18 protein-coding genes are annotated in these 22,540 nt (G+C 71.2%); 9 read left to right on the forward strand and 9 right to left on the reverse strand.

Annotated elements, in window-relative coordinates; all coding sequences use genetic code 11:
* Positions 1–235 precede the first annotated feature (235 nt).
* The 3 genes from HNR73_RS00550 to HNR73_RS00560 all read right to left on the reverse strand — a co-directional run bounded on the left by HNR73_RS00550 (position 236) and on the right by HNR73_RS00560 (position 3,235).
* Positions 236–655, reverse strand: a complete 420-nt coding sequence (locus HNR73_RS00550) for a globin (RefSeq protein ID WP_184785194.1) — start codon at positions 653–655, stop codon at positions 236–238.
* Positions 656–707: 52 nt separating this feature from the next.
* Positions 708–2,048: an MFS transporter gene (locus tag HNR73_RS00555; RefSeq protein ID WP_184785195.1), complete on the reverse strand. Its 1,341-nt coding sequence runs from the start codon at positions 2,046–2,048 to the stop codon at positions 708–710.
* A 179-nt stretch (positions 2,049–2,227) separates the two neighbouring features.
* Complete coding sequence (locus HNR73_RS00560) at positions 2,228–3,235, reverse strand: mechanosensitive ion channel family protein (RefSeq protein ID WP_203686581.1); 1,008 nt, start codon at positions 3,233–3,235, stop codon at positions 2,228–2,230.
* A 295-nt stretch (positions 3,236–3,530) separates the two neighbouring features.
* Here HNR73_RS00560 and HNR73_RS00565 point away from each other — a divergent pair, with 295 nt between their 5' ends.
* Positions 3,531–4,055: an HNH endonuclease gene (locus HNR73_RS00565; RefSeq protein WP_184785696.1), complete on the forward strand. Its 525-nt coding sequence runs from the start codon at positions 3,531–3,533 to the stop codon at positions 4,053–4,055.
* A gap of 40 nt (positions 4,056–4,095) precedes the next feature.
* On the opposite strand, the gene kynU is transcribed toward HNR73_RS00565, so the two are convergent.
* Positions 4,096–5,355, reverse strand: a complete 1,260-nt coding sequence (kynU, locus tag HNR73_RS00570) for a kynureninase (RefSeq protein WP_184785196.1) — start codon at positions 5,353–5,355, stop codon at positions 4,096–4,098.
* A gap of 102 nt (positions 5,356–5,457) precedes the next feature.
* Here kynU and ctaJ point away from each other — a divergent pair, with 102 nt between their 5' ends.
* Positions 5,458–5,754 carry an aa3-type cytochrome oxidase subunit CtaJ gene (gene ctaJ / locus HNR73_RS00575; RefSeq protein WP_184785197.1) on the forward strand — a complete coding sequence of 99 codons (297 nt, stop codon included), beginning with the start codon at positions 5,458–5,460 and terminating at the stop codon, positions 5,752–5,754.
* Positions 5,755–5,803: 49 nt separating this feature from the next.
* Positions 5,804–6,178: a DUF5130 family protein gene (locus tag HNR73_RS00580; RefSeq protein ID WP_239122235.1), complete on the forward strand. Its 375-nt coding sequence runs from the start codon at positions 5,804–5,806 to the stop codon at positions 6,176–6,178.
* Between the two features lie 56 nt (positions 6,179–6,234).
* Here the strand turns inward: HNR73_RS00580 and HNR73_RS00585 are convergent, their stop codons facing one another.
* Both HNR73_RS00585 and HNR73_RS00590 read right to left on the reverse strand, forming a co-directional pair.
* A complete protein-coding gene (locus tag HNR73_RS00585; protein WP_184785199.1) occupies positions 6,235–6,873 on the reverse strand; it encodes a response regulator in 639 nt (212 codons plus the stop codon).
* On the reverse strand, positions 6,870–8,057 hold the full coding sequence (locus HNR73_RS00590) for a sensor histidine kinase (protein WP_184785200.1): 1,188 nt from the start codon (positions 8,055–8,057) through the stop codon (positions 6,870–6,872). Before HNR73_RS00590 ends, HNR73_RS00585 begins: the two co-directional genes overlap by 4 nt.
* Before the next feature lie 117 nt (positions 8,058–8,174).
* On the opposite strand from HNR73_RS00590, the gene HNR73_RS39350 reads away from it, so the two are divergent.
* Genes HNR73_RS39350 through HNR73_RS00600 form a run of 3 tightly spaced genes read left to right on the forward strand, consistent with a single transcriptional unit; the run spans position 8,175 to position 11,265 of the window.
* On the forward strand, positions 8,175–8,318 hold the full coding sequence (locus HNR73_RS39350; protein ID WP_239122234.1) for a hypothetical protein: 144 nt from the start codon (positions 8,175–8,177) through the stop codon (positions 8,316–8,318).
* Positions 8,315–9,325 carry an ABC transporter ATP-binding protein gene (locus tag HNR73_RS39355; RefSeq protein WP_444544126.1) on the forward strand — a complete coding sequence of 337 codons (1,011 nt, stop codon included), beginning with the start codon at positions 8,315–8,317 and terminating at the stop codon, positions 9,323–9,325. Before HNR73_RS39350 ends, HNR73_RS39355 begins: the two co-directional genes overlap by 4 nt.
* On the forward strand, positions 9,319–11,265 hold the full coding sequence (locus HNR73_RS00600; RefSeq protein ID WP_203686583.1) for an FtsX-like permease family protein: 1,947 nt from the start codon (positions 9,319–9,321) through the stop codon (positions 11,263–11,265). The genes HNR73_RS39355 and HNR73_RS00600 overlap by 7 nt, the downstream gene beginning before the upstream one ends.
* Positions 11,266–13,747: 2,482 nt before the next feature.
* Here HNR73_RS00600 and HNR73_RS00605 read toward each other — a convergent pair.
* The 3 genes from HNR73_RS00605 to pepN (HNR73_RS00615) all read right to left on the reverse strand — a co-directional run bounded on the left by HNR73_RS00605 (position 13,748) and on the right by pepN (HNR73_RS00615) (position 20,024).
* Positions 13,748–14,773 (reverse strand): methyltransferase domain-containing protein, encoded by a 1,026-nt coding sequence (locus HNR73_RS00605; protein ID WP_184785202.1) that lies wholly within the window; start codon positions 14,771–14,773, stop codon positions 13,748–13,750.
* A 23-nt stretch (positions 14,774–14,796) separates the two neighbouring features.
* Positions 14,797–17,304 (reverse strand): aminopeptidase N, encoded by a 2,508-nt coding sequence (pepN, locus tag HNR73_RS00610; RefSeq protein WP_184785698.1) that lies wholly within the window; start codon positions 17,302–17,304, stop codon positions 14,797–14,799.
* 167 nt (positions 17,305–17,471) lie between these two features.
* Positions 17,472–20,024, reverse strand: a complete 2,553-nt coding sequence (gene pepN / locus HNR73_RS00615; protein WP_184785203.1) for an aminopeptidase N — start codon at positions 20,022–20,024, stop codon at positions 17,472–17,474.
* A 146-nt stretch (positions 20,025–20,170) separates the two neighbouring features.
* On the opposite strand from pepN (HNR73_RS00615), the gene HNR73_RS00620 reads away from it, so the two are divergent.
* From HNR73_RS00620 to HNR73_RS00630, 3 genes are read left to right on the forward strand one after another with little or no spacing between them, the layout of a single operon-like run.
* Positions 20,171–21,376, forward strand: a complete 1,206-nt coding sequence (locus tag HNR73_RS00620) for a DUF1015 family protein (protein ID WP_239122236.1) — start codon at positions 20,171–20,173, stop codon at positions 21,374–21,376.
* Positions 21,377–21,383: 7 nt separating this feature from the next.
* Positions 21,384–21,854 (forward strand): ribose-5-phosphate isomerase, encoded by a 471-nt coding sequence (locus HNR73_RS00625; RefSeq protein ID WP_184785205.1) that lies wholly within the window; start codon positions 21,384–21,386, stop codon positions 21,852–21,854.
* Between the two features lie 27 nt (positions 21,855–21,881).
* The gene (locus tag HNR73_RS00630; protein WP_184785206.1) at positions 21,882–22,532 is read left to right on the forward strand and encodes a hypothetical protein; all 651 of its coding nucleotides are present in this window, start codon (positions 21,882–21,884) and stop codon (positions 22,530–22,532) included.
* Positions 22,533–22,540: the final 8 nt, after the last annotated feature.

A 22,540-nucleotide genomic window follows, 5' to 3' on the forward strand; every position in this document is an offset into this window, starting at 1 on the left:
TTTCCGATGCCGTGACGGATGGCGAGTGTAACCAGCGGCGTCGAGAGCGTGGGGGCGGCGGATCGAAGGACGTCGAAGGCCGACCGTTCGGTCAGCGGGGGAGACTCAGGCGTTCAGCATGCTGTGCTGTTTGCTTCATGCTGAACGGGCGTGGTTACGCGCGATCCGTCTCAGGCGTTCAGCATGCTGTGCTGTTTGCTTCATGCTGAACGGGCGTGGTTACGCGCGATCCGTCTCAGGCGTTCAGCATGAAGTGCGCCGCGCGCTCCAGGTACTCCCACAGCGGCTGCTCCAGCTCGTCGGGGAGATCGAGCGAGTCGACGGCCGTGCGCATGTGCTTCAGCCACGCGTCGCGGGCGGCGGCGTCGACCTTGAAGGGCGCGTGCCGCATGCGCAGCCGCGGGTGCCCCCGCTCGTCGGAGTACGTGTGCGGCCCGCCCCAGTACTGCTCCAGGAACAGCTGGAAACGCCGCGCCGCAGGACCGAGGTCCTCCTCGGGGTACATGGGCCGCAGCAGCGGGTCGGTGGCCACGCCCTCGTAGAAGACGGTCACCAGACGCTCGAACGTCGCCGAACCGCCGACCGCCTCGAAAAAGCTGGTGGGGACGGGTGTGTTCGTCAACGAGAGCTTCGACTGCTCGGGCACGTGTGTCATCCTGCCAGTGGTCGCGTGGTCATGGAATCCAAGGCGGCGCCCGTCACATTTTCTAGGCGTCGGCCTTGGCGGCGTCGGGGCGACCCAGGGGCGAAGGCTTCGGCTCCGCCTCCTTGACTTCGGCGGGCTCGGCCGGTTTCTCCGCGGCCTGCGGCTTGGCCGCCGCGGTCGCTTCCTCAATGGTGCGCGCAGAGGGCCATGTGAGCACAAGCAGACCGACGAGGATCACACCGGCGATTCCCCACAGACCCACCGTCTGGGCCATCGACAGGGACGTATTGGCCACCGCGCCGACGATCAGGACCGCCGCGCCCTGCGTGAGCATCAGCCCGGTCTGCATGACGCCGAAGGCGCGCGCCCGGAAGTTGCCCGGGACGGCCTGAACGAACAGTCCGTTGAGCGCGATGAGGATCCCGACCACGAAGTTCACCAGCAGGTTCAGCGCGAAGACGATCTCGACGCGCGGGCCCAGCAGCGCCGGGATCAGCAGCAGCGGGGCCGCGATCGCCAGCGGCCGGATGAGCTTGAGACGGACCGAGGGCTTCAGGAAACGCCCGATGATCAGGGACCCGAGCGCCGCACCGACGGGCGCCGCGGCCATGATCGCGCCCTGCATGAGCGAACCGCCGCCGAGCTCGGAGGCCCAGGCGGGTGCCGCGGCCTCGGGTACGACCGTGAAGGCCACCAGGACGAACACGAGCAGCGCGATCGACCGCAGGACCCGGTCGCTGAACACCAGCCGCACGCCCTCACCGGTCTCGCGCAGGAGGTTGCGCCGGACGTTGTCGGCGCCCTCCGCGGGCCGGGTGGCGACGAAGCCCCAGATGAGCAGCGCCGAGATCCCGAAGGTCCCGGCGTCGACGAGGAGGGCGAGACTCGCGTTGACCGCGGCGAGGGCACCACCCAGGAAGTAGCCGGAGAGCAGCGCGATCTGGCGCGTCATCCCCCCGACCGAGAGCGCGACCACGTACCGGTCGCCTTCGAGCACCTGCGGCAGGATCGCCGACCGGGCCGAGCGTTCGGCCGGGGTCACCATCGCCACGCAGAACAGCAGCGTCAGCATCGACCACAGGGGCATGCCGGGCACGGCGATCACGCCGATGAGGCACATCCGCAGCACGTCGGCGGTGATGATCGTGCGGCGGTAGGGATAGCGCTCGGCCAGCGCCGACAGGATCGGCGCGCCGAGAAGGTAGGGGGCGTAGCTGACCGCGAAGGTCGCCGCCGTCAGCAGCGTGTCGCTGGTCTGCTGCCAGACCAGGAACGTGACCGCGACGCGGGCGAGCATGTCGCCGAGGACGGACACGGTGTCGGAGAGGAACAGTGCCCGGTACTCGCGTACGGAGAAGATCTCACCGAAGGTGGCCGTACGGTCCCGTTGCCCTTCAGACACCCTGGCTTCGCCTTTCCCGACTTCGATGCGGATCACCGGCCACATCGGACTTACGCCATGGGCCGACATACTTTCGTCACACGAGTCTGCCCTATCGGCTGATGTCTTGGGTAGTGCGGGGACCGATCTGCCGCCTAAAAAATCGCCAATAGTCTGACTTCTGACGATTTTTGGAGCACCTATTTGACCGGAGCGTTACCACCGGACCGGTTCTGGAACTGTGCGTCGGTGAGACCGGAGGCGATCCCGGCGGCCCGCAGCGCCTCGCTGATCCGGCCCCGCAGTTCGCGGCCGAGCGCCCACTGCGAGTCCGGGTCGGTCTTGACGCTCACCCGGAGGTTCGTCGCCATCGCCGTCATGCTCTCGACACCGAGCATCTCGGGCTCGGCGAGCATGACCCGCGACCAGCGGTCCTCGTCGGTCATCGCGTTCAGGACACCGGAAAGGGCCGCGCCGGCCTCCTCCACGCTCTCCGAGGGCGCGATCGGCACGTCGATGATCACCATCGCCCAGCCCTGGCTCATGTTTCCCACGCGGATGATCTCCCCGTTGCGGACGTACCAGAGCGAACCCTTCGCGTCCCGGATCGTGGTCACCCGCAGCCCGACCGCCTCGACCGTCCCGCTCGCCTCGCCGAGGTCGACGACGTCGCCGACGCCGTACTGGTCCTCCAGCAGCATGAACATGCCCGAGATGATGTCCTTGACCAGAGCCTGCGCCCCGAAACCGATCGCGAGACCGGCGATCCCCGCGCTGGCCAGCAGCGGACCGAGGTTGATGTTGAACTCGGCCAGGATCAGCATGAACATGATCGTGAAGACCACGCCGGTCACCAGCGAGCGCAGCACCGATCCCAGGGCCCGGGAGCGCTGGCGGCGGCGCTCACCGACGATGCTGGCCGGGTCGCCGAGGACGTTGGGCACCTTCTCCTTGAGGGGCCGCAGGATCCCCGGCGACTTGCCCTCTCCGTTCGCCCTGGTCATGCGGGTGATCGCGCGGGTGATCAGGTTCCGCGCGACCAGGCAGAGCACGATGATGAGCAGGATGCGCAGGGGCTTGACGAGGAACTCGCTCGACTCGGCCAGCCACGCGTTGCTCGTCCAGTTCCAGATGAGCCCACAGGCCGAGCCGGAGTCGGTGCTGGCGACGCAGGCCGGGGGATCTTTGGTGATCAAGGTGATGGACACGCGTCTGTTCCTACCTCACCCGTCCGGAGGCGTTCCAGGTGGGTGGCGGCGTCGGTGGGCCGTCTCGCACATGCCCTCGGGGACGGCGAACGCGGTCGTGCATCCGAGTGTCCCGGGCGGGAAACCCGGGCTCGGTATGAGGAGTCGCGGTGCCCGGCGGTCACCTCCCGGTCGTGTCGCCCCACCCGTGGACACCCGACGGATTCATATCGCTTGGTTAATGGGCATGCATTTGTTGTGCTCATGAGTAAGACTTGCAGCGGTAACAGGAGGTGAGGCGGTGAGTGGAACACACATACCGAGCCCGGGACCGGCGACCAATGGTCACGCCGCGCTGGTCCTGAACGCCACGTACGAGCCCCTGTGCGTGGTCTCGGTCAGGCGTGCCGCGGTGCTGCTTCTCTCCGAGAAGGCCGAGGCGATCACTCATGGGGAAGGGTTCCTGCAGAGCGCCCTCAAGACCATCCCCATTCCCTCGGTGGTCCGGCTCAACAGATACGTGAAGGTGCCGCACCTGCGGAAGGTGAGCCTGTCCCGCAGGGCGATCTTCGCCCGTGACCGGTGGCGCTGCGCCTACTGCGCCGGCCCGGCCGAGACGATCGACCACGTCATGCCACGCAGCCGCGGCGGCGGGCACGTGTGGGAGAACGTGGTGGCCGCGTGCGCGCGGTGCAACCACAAGAAGGGCGACAAGACCCCCAAGGAGATGGGCTGGCGGCTGGCCACCGCTCCGACGGTGCCGAAAGGCGCCGCGTGGCGGGTCCTGGGCCACCGCACGCCCGACCCCCGCTGGGAGTTGTGGTTAGGCAGCCGTAACTGAGCCGGACGCCCCTCACCGACGTGAGGGGCGTTTGCTCTGTTCAGGTCACGCGGCCCGGTACGGCGTCGAAGGTGAGGTGGCGTTCGCCGGCGACCAGGTCCCGCAGCCGTGACAGTCCGGTGTGGACCTCGGCGAAGGTCGTGTACAGCGGGGCCAGGCCGAGACGGACGCGGTCGGGTGTCCGGTAGTCCGGGACGACCTTGGCGTCGCGCATGGCCTGGGCGATGCGCCAGGCATCGGGGTGGTGGACGGTCACGTGCCCTCCGCGGCGGTCGTCCTCGGCGGGCGTCGAGACGCTGAACCCCAGCGGTTCGAGCCACGACCGCGCCAGCCGCAGCGCGTAGGACGTCAGCAGCGTCGACTTCGCCCGGATCGCCGGCATCCCGGCCTCGGCGATGATCCGCGCGCCCTCCCGCACGGCGGTCACGCCGAGGACGGGCGGCGTGCCGACCTGGAAGCGCTCGATGCCGGGCGCGGGGTCGTAGTCGGCGCCCATCGCGAACTGGTCGCGCTGCCCGAACCAGCCCCAGATCGGCTGCCGCAGCGAACGCTGGAGCTCCTCACGGACGTACAGGAAGGCCGGGGCGCCCGGGCCGCCGTTGAGGTACTTGTAGGTGCAGCCGACGGCGAGGTCCACATCGCACTCGTTGAGGCCGACGGGGACGGCGCCCGCCGAGTGGCACAGGTCCCACAGGGTGAGGACGCCGGCGCGGTGGGCGGCGGCGGTGATCGCGGCCATGTCGGCGATCGCGCCCGAGCGGTAGGAGACGTGCGACAGGCACAGCAGCGCGGTCCGGTCGTCGAGGGCCGCGGCCACGTCGGCGGCGTCGACACCGCGGTCGAGGTCGGTGGTCAGGGTCCGCAGTTCCAGGCCCCGCTGCGCGGCCAGGCCCTGGAGGATGTAGCGGTCGGTGGGGAAGTTGTCGTCGTCGGTGATGATCACCGAGCGGTGCGGGACGGCGTCGAGGGCGGCCGCCGCGAGCTTGTAGAGATTCACGCTCGTCGAATCCGAGACGATCACCTCACCGGGCCGCGCGCCGACGATCTCGGTGGCGATCACGTCGCCGGTCTCGCGCGCGAGGTCGATCCAGTGGTCCCACGCGCCGATCAGCTCGCCGCTCCACTCCTCGTCGACGACGCGCTTGATCGCCTCGCGGGTCGCCTTGGGCGTGCGCCCGAGGGAGTTCCCGTCCAGGTAAATCACGTCGGGGTCGCCGACGACGAAGCGGTCCCGGAAGGAGGCCAGGGGGTCGGCGGCGTCGAGCGCCGCCGCCTCGTCGAGGGGGTGATCCATCGCCATGACGAATATGAGAGCAGATCGCCACCCTGCCGATGTCGGCGAGGCGGCTTCGATTACGGTTAGCTCGGCAGTTTGGACAATCCATCATCGTCGAGGCCACACATGACAGTCCTGGAAGCAGTGCTGGTATTCGCCGGCATCCCACTCGCAGTGGTCCTGATCATCGTCGGGCTGGTCTACGGCCCGAGCACCGGCTCGAAGTCGCGCCGGTACCGGCCGGGACGCCCGTTCACGTTCACCCCGGTGTGGTTCCTGGCACGCCCGGAGGAGATGTCCCTGACCAGCGCGGGCACCGATGTGCTCCCCGCGAGCGTCAAGGCCCTGCCGGCGGGTGAGGACGCGGAGCTGACCGGTCTGGTCACCGCGACGGTCAAGGGAGGCGCAAGTGGCAGCTGGTGAACTCGCCGTCCGCGAGGAGTCGCACGCGACGCCGCCCGTCACGGCCCCCGTGCCGCGCCCGGACGTGCTGGACGGCCCCTTCACGACTCGTCAGCTCCTCCGCATCGACGAGGCCCTGCGTCTCGCCGAGCGCACCGCCGAGACGCTGACCTTCAGCGTCTACGTCGGGCCGCTGCACGAGCCGACCACCGGTGCCGCCCGCAAGCTGCACGACCAGCTCCCGTCGCCGGAGGACTCGGTGCTCATCGCCGTGTCGCCCGAGCAGCGCAAGCTGGAGATCGTCACCGGCACGCAGGCCGCCAAGCTGATCCCGGACCGCTCCGCGGCCCTGGCCGCGCTGTCGATGACCGCGGCCTTCGGCGGCGGCGACCTGACCGGCGGCATCGTCACCGGTCTGCGCATGCTCGCCGACCAGGCCAGCTAAGACGTTTCACGAACGGCCCCGGCTCGCGTGAGCCGGGGCCGTTCGCCGTTTCCTCGTCAGTCGACGAGTCCCGACTCCCACGCCCAGGCGGCGGTCTCGACCCGGTTGCGCAGGCCGAGCTTGCGCTGGATGCTCCCGAGGTGCGTCTTCACCGTCGAGATGGTGATGTGCAGCTGGGCGGCGATCTCGGTGTTCGTGCGGCCGCGCGCGACCAGGCGCACGAGGTCGAGTTCGCGCTCGGTGATGGGCAGGTCCCCGATGGGTTTCCTGGGCGTCGTGAGCTGCTCCAGCAGGCGGACCGTGATGGCCGGGGAGATCATCGCGTCCCCGGCGGCGGCCGCGCGGACGGCCTCGATGAGCAGCGTCGGGCCGCCGTCCTTGAGTAGGAAACCGCACGCGCCGCCGCGCAACGCGCCATAGACGTACTCGTCGTGGTCGAAGGTCGTCACGATGATCACCCGCAGCGGGGAGACCACGCCGGGTCCGGCGACCAGGCGCGTCGCCTCCAGGCCGTCCAGGCGGGGCATGCGGATGTCGAAGAGGCACACGTCCGGCTTGAGTCTGCGCGCGAGTTCGACCGCCTCCACACCGTCGGCGGCCTCCCCGATGACCTCCATGTCGGGCTGCGCGTTGAGGATCATCGCGAAACCGGTGCGCACCATCTGCTGGTCGTCGGCGATCAGAACCTTGATCATGCCCGCGATTGTCCCGCAGGCGGGCCGAGCGGCAGGACGGCGGCCACGCGCCACCCGCCACCGGGCTCGTGACCGGCCACAAAGGACCCGCCGAGGGCGTCGGCGCGCTCGCGCATGCCGGTGAGCCCGAAGCCGCCCGAGGGCGCGCGCGTGCGCCAGCGGGTCGAGGGCGTGCCGTCGTCGATGACCTCGACCCGGATCGCGCCGTCCATGGGGAGGATGCGCACGACGACACGGGTGACGGCGTTGCCGTGCTTGCGGACGTTGGTGAGGGCCTCGGTGACGACCCGGTTGACCGTCGAGGCGACCGCATAGGGCAGACCCGCGCTCCGGACGGCGGGATTGATCTCCAGACTCACCGGGGGACCGACCTTGTCGTACTCGGTGACCAGCCGTTCCAGCTCGCCCAGGCTCTCGGCGGGCGCCGTGGTCGTGGCCTCCTCCGAGCGCAGGACGCCCACGAGACGGCGCATGGAGGCGAGCGCCTCGACACCGCTGTGCTCGATGTCGCCGAACATACGCTCGTAGGTCTCCCGGTCCGGCTCGGTGGTCTGCGCGAGGAACCGTGCCGCCTGCGCCTGGACCACGATCCCGGTGATGTGGTGGGCGACGAAGTCGTGCAGGTCGCGGGCGAGTTCGAGGCGCTCGCCGCGTTTGGCGTCCTCGGTCCGGCGGCGGCGTTCGGTGTCGACACCGCGCAGGTAGAGGCCCGCGGCCAGGCACACCGCGGCCCAGCCGAAGCTGAGGGCGAGGAAGAAGGCGAGCGAGCTGCCGTCCAGTTCCCGCAGCGGCACCGCGATGCCGACTCCCGCGACGGCTACGGCGTAGGCGACGACGATGGAGCGGTCGAGCTCCCGGACGACCGCGAGCAGCAGCAGCGGCGTCCAGAACATGTCGGTGATGCTGTGGGTTTCGATCTCGCCGCCGAGGGCGATCATGAGCACGGTCGTGCCCCCCGACAGGGCGATCGCGACCGGCGCCCAGAGCTGCAGCGGGCGCATCCAGAGGGTGACCAGGACGACGACGCCGCCGCTGGCGGTGATCAGCAGGTCCCACTCGATGGCGGCCGGGGAGGCCAGGCCGGCGAGCATCATGGTGCCGGCGATCCCGGTCGCGCAGAGGCGCAGGAGGATGCCCGCACAGGAGTGGATGCGCGGGGTGAGGCCGCGGAATTCGCCGATCACCTGGCCGAGATTACGTGGCGTGCGGGAGACGGCATCGAACTTTCGGCCGAGGCCGGGGCGCCATGACCGGTCTCTGGTCCGATGTCCCGGACCCGGTCTCGGCCGCAATCTCGAAGCATGACAGCTCTCTTCCAGATAGTCGTTCCCGTCGTCGCGCTTCTCGGGGTGGTCGCCTTCATCGGCGGTGGCATCCTGCTTCCACTTTTCGAGATCCAGGAAGAGCGCGACGCGAAGGCTTCGGCGCGCAAGGTCGCCCGGTGAGCGCCGTGACGGGCGCGCCCGTCCTCAGCGGTGAAGGCCTGGTCAAGCGTTTCGGTTCCACCACCGCCCTGGCGGGCGTCGACTTCGCCGTCGGCCGCGCCGAGTCGGTGGCCATCATGGGCCCGTCCGGTTCCGGGAAGTCGACCTTGCTGCACTGCCTGGCGGGGATCCTCCGGCCGGACACGGGCACCGTCACCCTCGACGGCAAGCGCATCGAGGGTCTCGGCGAGGCGGCCCGCAGTGTCCTGCGCCGGACCCGCTTCGGTTTCGTGTTCCAGTTCGGGCAGCTGCTTCCCGAGTTGCCCGCGGTGGAGAACGTCGCGCTTCCCTTGATGCTCGACGGTGTCCCACGGCGGACCGCCGTGGCCCGTGCGGCCGCCTGGTTCGCGCCTTTGGGTCTGTCGGGGCTGGAGCAGCGCCGTCCCGGCGAGCTGTCGGGCGGGCAGGCGCAGCGCGTCGCCATCGCCCGGGCGTTGATCTGTGAGCCCGCGGTGGTCTTCGCCGACGAGCCGACCGGGTCGCTCGACCAGAACACCGGCGCCGACACTCTGCGGTTGCTGACGTCGGCGACTCGGAAGCAAGGGGCGTGCCTGGTGATGGTGACGCACGACCCGACGGTCGCCGCGGCCTGCGACCGGGTGATCGAGGTGCGGGACGGGCTGATCCGTGGCCAGGGCTCGCCGTCCGCCGCGGCCCCCGTTCACGTCGGGCATGGCTCGCGTGGGGGCGTGGCGCCCGTCCCGGTGGCCGGAGGTCTCGCCGGGCACGTCTCCCCGGCCGTCGTCAACGGCGCGCGGCCTGTCGCCGCGGCCCCGGTGGCGTCGGAAGGCGCACCGTCGTGGCCCGCCACCGACGTCGAGCACCCCGCACCGATCGTCGCCTTCTCGCCCGGCCGGGTCGGCACCGGTTCGCCGGGCGCGCCCTCGCGGCCCGCCCCCGGTCCGCAGCGGCCCTCCGTTCCCGTTTCCGCCGAGACCCACGACGAGCAGGGGGCCCGGAAGTGGTGAAGTCCTTCGCGATCAGCGCCCGCCTGCTCAAGGGCGCCGGTCGCCACGGCCTGCTCGGGACGGCCTTGACGGTCGTCGCGGTCGCCGTGTCCACGATGCTGCTGCTGTCGGCGCTCGCCGCCAACGGCGCCTTCGCGTCCCGCGCCGAACGCACCGCCTGGCAGACGCCCCAGCCCAGCACGAAGGCGTCGGCGTCGGCGGTGATGAGCAGCCGCGTCGAGTACATCCGTGACCAGCCCATCACCGTCATCAGCCTCGCCGCCCTCGGCGCGAGCGCGCCGGTCCCGCCCGGACTGTCCGCCTTCCCGAAGCCCGGCGAGTTCTACGCCTCGCCCGCCCTGACCGAACTCCTCGGCTCGACGCCCGCCGACCAACTCGCCCAGCGCTTCCCGGCCCTCAGCGGCGAAGTCGGCCGCGACGCCCTCGGCGGTCCCGGCCAGCTCGTCGCCGTCCTCGGCCTGGAGGCGGGGGACCCGCGACTGGCGGTCTCGGACGAGCCGCCCTTCGACCCGGAGACGGCACCGGCGTACATCGCCGACTTCAGCGGCACCACCTCGGTCAACGCCTCCATCTACGACCTGCTGCTCAAGATGGCCACCGCGATGGTCGTGGCGCCGCTGCTCATCTTCGGCGCGGCCGCCGCCCGGCTCACCGTCGCCCGCCGGGACACGCGACTGGCCGCCCTGCGGCTGATCGGCGCGACACCCGGGCAGGTCGTCGCGATGACGGTCGCCGAGGCCGTGCTCACCGCCGCCGTCGGGGCCGTGCTGGGGGCGCTCGTCTACGCGGCCGGGTTCGCCGGTCTGGCGCAGATCCCGATGCAGGGTGATTCCTGGTTCACCTCGGACCTGTGGGTCGGTCCACTGTGGCTGCTCGGGGTTCTGGTGGCCGTGCCCTTGCTGACCGGTTTCAGCGCCGTGGTCGGTCTGCGCCGGGTCGTGGTGAGTCCTCTCGGTGTCGCGCAACGCCAGACCCCTCCCGGCATCCGCGCCGTCAGACTCATCGCACTGGCCGCCGCGCTCGTCGCCGCCTCGCTGGTCACGGCCGGCGCCGGGGCCATGGTCATCATGGTGGTCCTCGGTGCGGTCTTCCTGGCGATCAACCTGGTCGGGCCGTGGGTCGTCGGCATCATCGGCCGCATCAGCGCGGCCTTCGCCAGAGGTCCCGCCCGGCTGCTCGCCGCGCGCAGACTCGTCGACGACCCACGCGCCGCCTGGCGCACGGTCGCCGGGGTCGCGCTGACCGGCTTCGTCGCGGGCTTCGTCGGCCTGCTCAGCCCGGGTGTCCTGGACGACGAGGTGGGCGACCGCACCGTCATCAGCGTCCCGGCCGGCGACGCCACCGCCGCCGAACTCACCGCCGGACTGGCCGCCGCGGGTGTCCCCGCCGAGGTCACCGTCGAGGACCCGGACGCCAAGGAGACGACGCTACTGGTCGCCGTCGACAAGGACGTCACGACCGTCGACCGCGCCAAGACGGCGCTCGCGACGCTCGTGCCCGGCCAGGTCGGCATCTCCGACGCCGACATCGTCCACGAGGGACGGATCCTTCTCGGCGACATCCAGGTCGGTGTGCGGATCGTGCTGATCGTGTCCTTCATGGTGGCCATCGCGAGCGCCGGGATCGCCAGCGCCTCCTCGATCCTCGACCGCAGGCGGACCTACGGCCTCCTGCGCCTGGCGGGCACCCCGCTGAAGGTCCTCAACCATGCCCGCTCGATCGAGACGAGGATCCCGCTGCTCGTCATGGGCGGCGGCGCCATCGCCGCCGGAATCCTCTGCGGCCTGCCCTTCGCCGCCGCCGGAGTGTTCAGCCCGACGGGACTGATCACCCTGACCGTCTGCGTGGTTCTCGGCTTCGCAGGAGTCCTCGCCGCCAGCGCCCTAAGCCGCCCCCTACTCAACTCGGTCACCGGAACCCTGACGCCAAGCCCGGACTAACGCCGGGCGACCCGGCCCCCGCCGCCCGCCCTCGCCCCCACCGCCACCCCACCGGCGGCGGGGGCAGGACGGGTTGGCCGCGCCGGACAGACGCTCGCGCGCGCCTGCCCGCTTCCCACGCCGCCGTCACCCGCCTCGGCCTGCGAAACCGCCGCTCTCACCGCCACCAGCGACTTCGAGCGGCGAACACGGCCCCACGACACGGCAGCGGCGAGCTTCCCCGCCGCAGTGTCCCCACCGGGCTCCGGCCTTACCCGCCGCGCCCCACGGATGCATACACCGCCAGACGAGTCTGCCAAGTTCGCCGCCGCAGCTGCCTGGCGCTGACGCCAGTGCCAACCGCCCTCCACGACATGGCAGCACCGAGGCCCTCGCCCCCGCCCGCTTCCCTCGCCGCCGTCACCGCCTCGGGGTGCGAAACCGCCGCTGTCACCGCCACTGGCGACTTCGAGCGGCGAACACGGCCCCACGACACGGCAGCGGCGAGCTTCCCCGCCGCAGTGTCCCCACCGGGCTCCGGCCTTACCCGCCGCGCCCCACGGATGCATACACCGCCAGCCGAGACGGCCGAGCTCCCCGCCGCAGCTGCCCGGCGCTGACGCCCTTGCCAACCCCCGCCGCGCGACACCGACGCCAGTGCCAACCGCCGCCGCCCGCTTCCCTCGCCGCCGCGTGACACCGACGCCCTCGCCCCGCCCGCGCCCGCTTCTCACACCGCCGTCACCCGCTTCGGCGTGAGAAGCCGCTGCCCTCGCCGCCACCGGCGACTTTGAGCGGCGGCCACGGCCCCCACGACACGGCAGCCCTGACCTTCCCGCGCCCGCTTCCTCGCCACCGTCACCCGCCTCGGCGTGCGAAACCGCCGCTTTCACCGCCACCAGCGACTTCGAGCGGCGAACACGCCCCCACGACACGGCGGCGGGCTTCCCCGCCGCAGCGCTCCGACCCGGCTCCGGCCTCACCCACCGCGACCCACGGATGCATACACCGCCAGACGAGATGGCCAAGCTCGCCGCCGCAGCTGCCCGGCGCTGACGTCCCCGCCGCCGCCCGTTCCCCCGCCGCCGTCACCCGCCTCAGCGTGCGAAACCGCCGCCACCGGCAACATCGAGCCACGAAGACGCCCGCCCACGGGACGGAATCCGTGGGCTTCCCGCAGCAGCGTCACCACCACCACCGGCGGCGGCGGGGCGGCCGCGCAACACCGACGCGCTCGCCCCACCCGCTCCGCCGTCAGCGTCACCTGCCTCGGTGTGCGAAACCGCCGCCACCGGCGACTTCCAGCGGCGAAGACCTCCGCCCACAGCTCGGCAGCGGCGGGCTTCCCGCCGCAGTGGCGGCACGGGCTTCGGTCATGTGCGCTCACCGCCGGTGCACGCGCGGACGCGCTCTGCCGGACGACGCCGGCAGCTTCCACCGGACCGGCCCAGCGTGGGGACGCCGGTCCCGGGGCCTCGGACGGACGCGATCGGCTTGGGGGCGAGCTGCCCGCTGCCACCGCGATGCGGGTGCACGCGTCCGGATGAGACTCAGCTGGAGAGGCCACGTGGGAACGCTGGTCCCGTCGCTTCGGGCCAGCAGGAGCGATGGGGAGGCGAGTTGCCGTCGCGGCTGCGTTCGTCGCCGGAGTCGTACGGTGCCGCCGCTGTGGCCACGTGCTGTGCTCGTCCGCCATGGACGGGAGCCTGCTCCAGCGGTCCGCCCGAGTGCTCTGCGCGGCTGCCGGATCTCAAGGCCCCTGGACAAGTGACATCCCGTGGGCGTTTGAGTCGCCTTCCGGAGTCCGCGTGCTGGGCTTTCCGGGCCTCGGCCACCGGTCGTCCGCCAGCAGGCCGGGCCTCGAACTCGCACGAGCGGCGGACCGGTTGAGGCCTCTGCCGTTGCCGCCGGGGCCCCTGCGGCGTCAGCTGCTCCTGGCCGACGCCGTGTCTGTCCACCGTGGACGAGGACCGTTTCGAGCCTTCCGCCGTGGCGCACCAGCTCGGCTGCCGCTCCTGCGCCTTGGCAGGACTTCGCGCCTTTGGCCGCCCGAGGCGGGTTCTGGAGCAGCAGGGCAGGGTCGGGCCTCCGCCGGCCCGGCCAGCGAGGCTGCCGTTTCCACGGCCGTCGACGCCTTGCCGTGCGCATCTGAGAAGACTCCGGAGCCTGCTGCTCGCGGCTCCGGGTTTCAGTCGCCCGCCGCCTGCTCCCCGTGGGCACCGATATCGCGTGAGCGGCGTGCGGCGGCTTCCGCCGCTGCCCCTGGTGCTGTTGCGGTGTTCGCCCGCTTCGTAGCCGTCGGCGGGTTCTCGCCGAAGTGGCCCACTGAGGCTGCTGCACCTGTGGCCCTAAGCGGACGCCGAAGTCACACGAGCGCCGTGCGGGCAGGGGCGTGCTGCCGCCATCGCCGGTGCTGCGCGGCGCGGTGTGCCGACTGCTTCGCCTGGCCGGCTCCCTACGGCGAACCGGAGCCTGTCCAGCGCCCCGCCCGGCCTCAACCCCCTCACCCCTCCCCACCCGCCGGCACCACGGCCACCGTCACCCACTGCACGACCGTCGCCAGGAACGGCCCCGCCTTCAACGCACCAAGCCACTCCTCGCCGTCGTCGGGCGTCATGTAGCCCGCGTCCACGGCCCGTCGTGTCGTCCGCTGGAACCCGAAGATCTGGTCGGCGGTGTGGGGGTCGCGGAAGGTGGGCGTCACGGGGATCACGGTCGGTACGTCGAAGCCCGCGTTCTCGGCCAGGCGGTGCAGTTGCCGGCCGATGGTCGGGTTGCGGATGACCTTCTCGACCACGAAACGGGTGTACGCCGTCGCCAGCTCCGGTCTCGGGTGGTCGATCGCGAGTGTCTCCCAGTCGGGCTCGCCGGTCACGAGGCGGCCGCCGGGACGGAGTACGCGCATCGCCTCGGCGAGCACCACCGTGGGGTCGTCGACGTGTTGCAGTACGCGGTCGGTGCGGACGCGGTCCACTGTGGACTCGGCGAAGGGCAGGGCGTGGGCGTCGCCGTGGACGACGTCCAGTCCGGTGCGGGCGGCGGCTGTCGCGGCCATGTCCGGGTCGCTGTCGAGGCCGATGACGTGGGCGGCGGCCGCGGCCATCGCCGGGAGGTCGGCGCCGGTGCCACAGCCGAGGTCGAGAACCGTGTGGGTGGGGCCGATGTCGAGGGCGTCGAGGAGCAGCGGCTTGTAGGCGCGCCCGGCCTCGGAGGCGGCGGCCCTGTCCAGGTACTCGGCGCGCCCCGGCGCGCTGGCCTCGAACACCTGCGACATGGCGCGCAGTCCCCGGTCGAGTTCGGCGCGTCCGGCGTCGGTCAGGCGCATCGGCCGACGGCGAGCCGTGGCGGCACCCGCGCTGTCGGGCTCGACGAGCCCCTTGCCTTCGAGCCGGGACAGGGCGCCGTAGAGACTGCCCTGGCCCAGCCGCTCGCCCGCCGTCCGTTCGATGGCCGCGTTGACGGCGTAGCCGTGCAGGGGACCGTCGGCGAGCGCCGATAGCACGAGGAACTGCGCGTCGTTGGTTCGCATCCGCGCATAGTACGCGGCGCGTACTACGGGTGCTGCACCCGAATGGCGCGGCTCAGCTCGTCGCGGCCCTCGGTCACCAGGCGCCGCAGGTGGGCGGGCCGGCCGGGCTCGGCGAGCCAGGCGTCGATGGCCTCGACCGTCGCGGCCTCGGCGGGCAGGAACGGCGTCGTGTGCCCGAGTTCGGAGGCGCGTTCGAGTTGCCCGGCGGCGGCGAGCTCACCGATCAGGTCCAGCATCCGCAGCACGTACGGCCGCAGCACCTCCGGCTCGCCACCCCGCCAGAACCCGGCGAGCGTCGCCCGCTGCAGGCGCGTCGGCGCGTCCAGCGGCGCGATCGCCGCCCAGGCGACGGCCTTGTCGACGGCGTCGGGCAAGGTGGCCCGCGCGGTCACGGCGCTGTCGCGGCCCGAGGTCGTGTCGTCGCGCGCGACTTCGGCGTCGATCGCCGCCGAGTCGATCGCGCCCGACGCTGCCAGGCCGCTCAGCAGCGTCCACCGGACACCCGCGTCGAGCGTCAGCCCCTCGGGCACGTCCACGCCCTCAAGCCACCCGCGCATGCGCGCGACGTCGGCCTCGCCATGTGCGTTGGCCGCATACGACTTCAGCCACGTCAGCTGCGCCCCACCGCCCGCGGGCACCGTCCCGATCGCCCCCAGGGACGCCGCCGCGACCAGCTCCCGCGCGGCCGCGCGCTCGCCCTCGGGCGTGTACCAGTGCAGCGCGAAGTCGGTGAACCGCCGCATGATCGACAGGATCCCGGCGTGCGACTCGCCGGGCAGGCACGTCGCCACGAGCCGCAGGAAGTCCGCGGCGGGCATCGTCCCGTCCCGCAGCATGTTCCACGCCGTCGACCAGCACAGCGCACGCGGCAGCGACTCGGTGAACGCGTTCATGTGCGCGGACACCGTCGCCAGCGTCCGTTCGTCCAGGTGCGTCTTGGCGTAGGTCAGGTCGTCGTCGTTGAGCAGCAGCACGTCGGGCTGCCGTTCGCCGACGAGTTCGGGCACCTCGGTGCGCTCGCCCGACACGTCCAGCTCGATCCGCCGGCGCCGGGTCAGCACGCCGTCGGCGAGGTCGTAGAGGCCGACCGCCATGCGGTGCGTCCGCAACGTCGGCCCTTCCTCGGGCGCGGTCTGCACCACCGCGAAGGTGGCGTAGTCGCCGTCGGCGAGCGTGAAATCGGCCGTCAGCGTGTTGACCTCGACGGTCTCCAGCCACCGCGCCGACCACTCCCCGAGGTCGCGGCCCGACGCGGTCTCCAGCGCCTCGCGCAGGTCGGCGAACCCGGCGACGTCCCACTGGTGCTTCTCGAAGTACTCGTGCAGCCCGGCGAGGAAACCTTCGAGGCCGACATAGGCGACGAGCTGCTTGAGCACGCCCGCGCCCTTGCTGTAGGTGATCGCGTCGTAGTTGGCGCGGCCGGCGGCGACGTCGGGGATCTCGGCGCGGATCGGGTGCGTCGTCGACAGCTGGTCCTGCCGGGTCGCGCTGTTCTTCCCGCCGACCTGGAAGGTCGTCCACGCCTGGCCGAAGCGCGTCGCCTCGGCCGTCGCCCAGTACCCGGCCCAGGTCGCGAAGGACTCCTTGAGCCACAGCTCGTCCCACCAGGCCATCGTCACGAGATCGCCGAACCACATGTGCGCCATCTCGTGGTACATCACGTAGGCCCGGAACTCCCGCTCGGCGTCGGTGACCTGCGAGCGGAACACGAAGTACTCCTCGGCGAAGGTCACCGCGCCGAAGTGCTCGGTGGCGCCGGAGTTGTACTCGGCGGCGGCGACCTGGTCGTACTTGCCGAGTGGGTAGCGCACGCCGAAGTTGGTGTTGAAGTGGTCGAGACCGGCCTTGGTGAGGGCGAACAGCTCCTCGGACTCCAGGTGCCCCGCCATCGACCGGCGGCAGTAGAGACCCAGGTCGATGCCGTCGTGGGTGTCGCGGACCTCGTGGTACGGCCCCGCGCACAGCGACGTGATGTAGGTGCTCATGCGCGGGCTGACGGCGAAGGCGACGGTGCGGGTGTCGTCGGCGGCGACGTCGGAGACCCCGGACATGTTCCCGATGGCCCGCCAGTGCGCGGGCATGGTCACGGTCAGCGCGAAGGTCGCCTTCAGGTCGGGCTGGTCGAAGCACGCGTACATCAGCTGCGCGCCGTTGGACTCGAAGTGCGTGTACAGGTACGCCTCGCCGTCGACCGGGTCGACGAGCCGGTGCAGGCCCTGTCCGTCGCGCGAGTAGCGGCACGTCGCGTCGACGACGAGGAGGTTGTCGGCGGCCAGCCCGGGCAGGCGCAGCCCGGCCTCGGGGGAGTAGTCCGACACGTCCACCGGCCGCCCGTTGAGGACGGCCGAGCCGATCTCGGCGGCGCCGAGCTCGATGAAGGTCGCGGCGCCCGGCTCGGAGCACGTGAAGCGCACCTCGGTGCGGGAGCCGAACAGCTCCGCCCCCAGCGTCAGGTCGAGGCCGACGACGTAGGAGTCGACCGTCAGCAGGCGAGCCCGCTCGGCGGATTCGTCGCGGGTGAGGTTGTGCACGTGTGCCACTGCTGCTCCGAGGGGTCGGTGTGTTGTCGCGAACTCCGCCCGTGGGCTTCGCGAAGGACTTTACGCAACTCGCCGGGCGTCCCGGGCCCTGTCGCGCGGATGCTTCGGGGGTACGCGAAAGGGGCGCCGAACAGGGCCGGCGCCCCTTTCACGTCGTGCTATTCGGCCTGCGCGTCGCGCGCACGCGCGGCCAGACCGCGCGCGATGTCGTCGCGGCCTTCGGCGATGAACCGGCGCATGGCGTCGGGACGGTCGCCGTCGGCGAGCCACGCGTCGACCAGCGCCAGCGTCGGCTCGTCGACGTAGAGGCGCGGGAAGCCGATGGACGCGTACTCCATGGCCACGGTCGTGTTGCGCATCTCCCACACCACCGGCACCGAGTCGAGGAACTTCGACACGTACTCGGCGGTCAGCTCACGCTGGTCGGGGTGCCAGAAGCCCATCTGCATGGACCGCTGAGCCCAGTTGGCCAGCTCGGGGTCGGTGGTGAGCCGCTCCCACACCTCGGCCTTCGACGCCGCGTCGGGCAGGGCGGCCTGGGCGATGGTGGCCTTGCGCTGACCGTCGGCGGTGTTGTCCCGCTCCAGCTCGGCGTCGAGCTCGGCGCGGCCGACGGCGCCGTTGCCCGCCAGCGAGATGAGCAGGTGCCAGCGCAGGTCGGTGTCGACCGTCAGACCCGCCGGGACGGCGTCGCCGTCGAGCCAGCCGCGCAGCATGGCCAGGTCGGCCTCGTCACGCGTCAGGTCGGCGAAGGCCTTCGTCCACTGGAGGTGGAAACCGCTGCCCGGCTCGGCGGCCAGCATCGCGCCCTTGGCGGCCTCGGCCGCCAGCGACCGCAGCGCCGGAGCGTGCTCGGGCGTCGCGTACAGGGAGATCGCCGTGCCCAGCTGGCGCAGGATCGCGGTGACGATGTTGATGTCCCGCTCCGAGGGCAGACCGCTGACCACGAGCTTCACGAAGTCGCTCGCGGCCATCTCGGCGTCGCGGACCATGTCGAAGGCCGCGGTCCACACCAGCGCGCGCGACAGCGAGGACTCGAAGGACGCGACGTGCTCCACGACCGTGCCCAGCGAGCGCTCGTCGAGACGGATCTTGGCGTAGGTCAGGTCCTCGTCGTTGAGCAGCAGCACGTCGGGCTGACGCACGCCCGCCAGCTGCGGGATCTCGGTGAGGTCACCGGCCACGTCGAGTTCGATCCGGTCGCGCTTGACGAGCTTGCCGTCGGCCAGGTCGTACAGGCCGACGCCGATGCGGTGCGTGCGCAGGGTCGGGTACTCCGCGGGGGCCTCCTGGCGGACCGCCACCGAGGTGTAGTTCCCGTCGCCGTCGACCGACACCTCCGGGCGCAGCGTGTTGACCTGCACGGTCTCCAGCCACTGCGCGGCCCAGTCGCGCAGCTCGCGACCCGAGGCCGACTCCAGCGAGGACAGCAGGTCGCCGAAGGTCGCGTTGCCCCACTGGTGCTTGCCGAAGTAGTCGCGCAGACCCGCCAGGAACGGCTCGATGCCGACGTAGGCGACCAGCTGCTTGAGGATGCTGGCGCCCTTGGCGTAGGTGATGCCGTCGAAGTTGGCCGCGACGGCCTCCAGGTCGGGCATGTCGGTGTAGACCGGGTGCGTCGAGGACAGCTGGTCCTGGCGGTAGCCCCAGGTCTTGCGCAACGACAGGAACGTCGTCCACGCCTCGTTGTACTTGGTGGCCTCGACGTTGGCCCAGTGCGAGGCCCAGTCCGCGAAGGACTCGTTCAGCCACAGGTCGTCCCACCAGCGCATGGTCACGAGGTCGCCGAACCACATGTGCGCCATCTCGTGCAGGATCACGTTGGCGCGCTGCTCCAGCTCGAAGTCGGTGACCTGCGAGCGGAACAGGTAGCTGGCCTCGGCGATCGTGACGCAGCCGTAGTTCTCCATCGCGCCCATGTTGTACTCGGGCGCGAAGACCTGGTCGTACTTCGGCAGCGGGTAGCGGACCCCGAAGTTCGCGTGGAAGTGGTCGAAACCCTGGCGGGTGATCTCGAACACGCCCTCGGCGTCGAGGTACTGCTTCATCGACTCACGGCAGTAGAGGCCGTAGACGATCCCGTCGTGCTCGGTGGTGACCTCGTGGTACGGGCCGGCGCACAGCGCGTACAGGTACGTGCTCATGCGCGGGGCCTTGTCGAAGTGCACGATCTTGGCCTTGTCGTAGGCCCGCTCCAGGGGCTCCTCCGACCTGACCGGCATGTTCGAGATCGCGCGCCAGTGCTCGGGGACCGTCACGCGCAGCGTGAACTCGGCCTTGAGGTCGGGCTGGTCGAAGCAGGCGAACATGCGCTGCGCGTCGGCCACCTCGAACTGCGAGTACAGGTACACCTCGCCGTCGACGCCGTCGACCATCCGGTGCAGACCCTGACCCGCGGTGCTGTACGCGCAGTCGGCCTCGATGACGAGGGTGTTGTCGGCCGCCAGGCCGGTCAGCGTCAGACCCGCCTCCGGCGTGTAACCGGCGGTGTCGACGGGCTCCCCGTTGAGCGTGGCGGACCGGATGTTCTCCGCGGCCAGCTCGATCGCGGTGCTCGCGCCCGGCTCGGAGCAACTGAACTCGACCGTCGTGAGCGACACGAAGGTCTTGTCGCCGACCGTCAGGTCGAGCGCCACGTCGTACGCGGCGACCTCAAGGAGGCGCGCCCGCTCGGCGGCGTCGGTTTGTTTGAGAATGCGGGTCCCCGCCACGTTGCGACTCCCTCGTGAGGTTGATGGTCCCCGCGAGTCTGACACGATCGCTCACTGTGCGGACACCGGCCGCCGGGTGAGTGGTGGATCGAATGCGCACAGGCACCGACGTCGGCCGCGCCCACCCCGATCGCTACCCTCACCGGGTGACTCGAGCAGCGCACCCGATCAAAAAAGCCTGGTTGTCGACCACCGGAGACACCGGCGCGCAGAACTACGACGAGTTCGCCAATGACGCCGAAATCACTGACATCATCACCGCCAATCCGGCCTCCGCACTAGCGGTCGAAATGCCGCATCTGACGCCCGAGGCGCTCGCCGCCGGGCTCACCTTCGAGCAGGCCCTCCCGCAGGCCGCCGAGCGCCTCGCCGCGCTCCAGGCCGCCGGCCGCTTCACCGGCCACGACGACGTCGTCGTGGTCTACCGCATCTCCGATGAGCAGCAGGCCGCCTACGGCGTGTGGTGCCTGGTCGACACCGACCAGATCTCCACCAGCGCCGACGAGCCGGGCCTGGTCATCCGCAACGAGGACGTCTTCATCGAGAAGGTCCGCCAGCGGGCCGCGCTCACCGCCGAGCTCGGCAGCCTGCTGTCGCCGGTCCTGTTGATGCAGACCGGATCCGGCAAGGAACTGCACGCCGCACTCGCCGAGCTGTCGGCGACCCTCGGGGACCCCGCCGCCGTCGACGTCGACCCGGCCGGGCGACGCCACGAGATCTGGCCGGTCACCGGCCCGGCGGCCGACGCGATCCTCGAACTGGCCACCGGCGGGGACCTCATCGTCGCCGACGGGAACCACCGCAGCCTCGCCGCGCAGATCGGTGAACTGCCGCGCTTCCTGGCCGTCGTCACGACACCGGAGTCGGTGGCGATCCAGCCCTACCACCGGCTGATCGCGAAGCTCCCGGTCCCGCTCGCCGACCTCTTCGCCGCCCTGCACGGGGCCGGCGTCGACGTCGTCGAGGTCGACGGCCCGCCCGCGGTCCCCGCGGTCGGCGGTCCGGTCCGGTTGTACACCGACGGCCGTTCCTTCGATGTGACTCTCCCCACGGGTGACGGCAGTGTCGTCGACCAGCTCGACCACGCGCTGGTCGAGCGGCTGATCCTGCGCGGCGCCCTCAACCTCGACCCGGGTGACAAGCGCGTCACCTATGTCGGCGGCGACTACCCGCCGTCGTGGCTGGCGGGGGAGGTCGACGAAGGCCGCGCCGACGTCGCCGTCCTCATCGCGCCGGTCACCGTCGAAGACTTCATCGCGGTCAACCTCGACCGGCTGAAGATGCCCCGAAAGAGCACCTGGTTCACCCCGAAGGCCCGTGCCGGGCTCGTCCTGGCCCAACTGGAGAACTGATCTGAAGATGCGCGTCTACCTCGGCTCCGACCACGCCGGATACGAATTCAAGGAGCACCTGGCCAAGCACCTGAACGAGAGCGGTCACGACGTGATCGACGTGGGCCCGAACGCCTACGACGCCGAGGACGACTACCCGCCGTTCTGCCTGGCGACGGCCGCGCGGGTCGTCGCCGACCCGGGCAGCCTCGGCGTGGTGATCGGCGGTTCCGGCAACGGCGAGCAGATCGCGGCCAACAAGGTCGCCGGCACGCGTGCCGCGCTGGCCTGGAGCGAGGAGACGGCGCGCCTGGCCCGTCAGCACAACGACGCCAACGTCGTCTCCATCGGCGCCCGCATGCACGGCGCCGAGGAGGCGGTGGCGATCGTGGACGCCTTCCTCGCCACGGACTTCAGCGGCGAGTCGCGGCATTCACGACGGATCGGGCAACTGGCCGAGTACGAACGGACCCGGGAGCTTCCGGCACTGCCGGGCTAACCTGGAATCAGCGACGAGGGAGGGGCGATGAGGCAGGGTTCAAGGGATTGGGAGACGACCCGGCGCACGCCCCACCCTCCACAAGAGACGCAGGACACGTCGCGCACCCGGCGGCTGCACCCGTCGCCGGAGGAGTCGACCCGCACCGAACGGATCCCGCGCGGCCCGCAGCGGCCGTACGAGAGCCCGGTGAGCGGGCCGCCGGTCTCGCCGGCCGGCCCGACGATGCGCGGCCGCGCCACGGTCCCGTCGCAGCGGCCGCAGTCGGCGGCGCACGTCGAGTACGACACCCTGACCGACCTGCCGCAGCGGCACAAGGTCCCGTGGTTCGGTCCCGACGGCCGCCTCGGCGGTTCCCGCCGCGGTCTCGAACTGTCGATCGCGGCCGGGCTGTTCGCCTTCGTCGCGTGGGGCGTGTGGGCCTTCGACAACAACGTCGGCAGCTTCGTGACGCACGTCGTGTTCTTCCTGTTCGTGGTGCTCGTCGCCGTCGGTGTCTTCTGCGCCGCCCGGCTGGCCGGCTACTACCTGTACTCGCGGGTCCTGCGCCGCCGCCGCGGCAGCGCGCGCCTGTCACACCTGCTGACGGCGGTGTTCCTGGTGATGGCCGGGATCGGCTGGCTCAAGGACGTCCGGGTCATCGCCGAGGGACTGGACTGGATCAAGGGGCTCATGTGACGCCTGAG

Origin of the sequence: Phytomonospora endophytica, from assembly GCF_014202425.1 — a bacterium.
Classification (GTDB): domain Bacteria; phylum Actinomycetota; class Actinomycetes; order Mycobacteriales; family Micromonosporaceae; genus Phytomonospora; species Phytomonospora endophytica.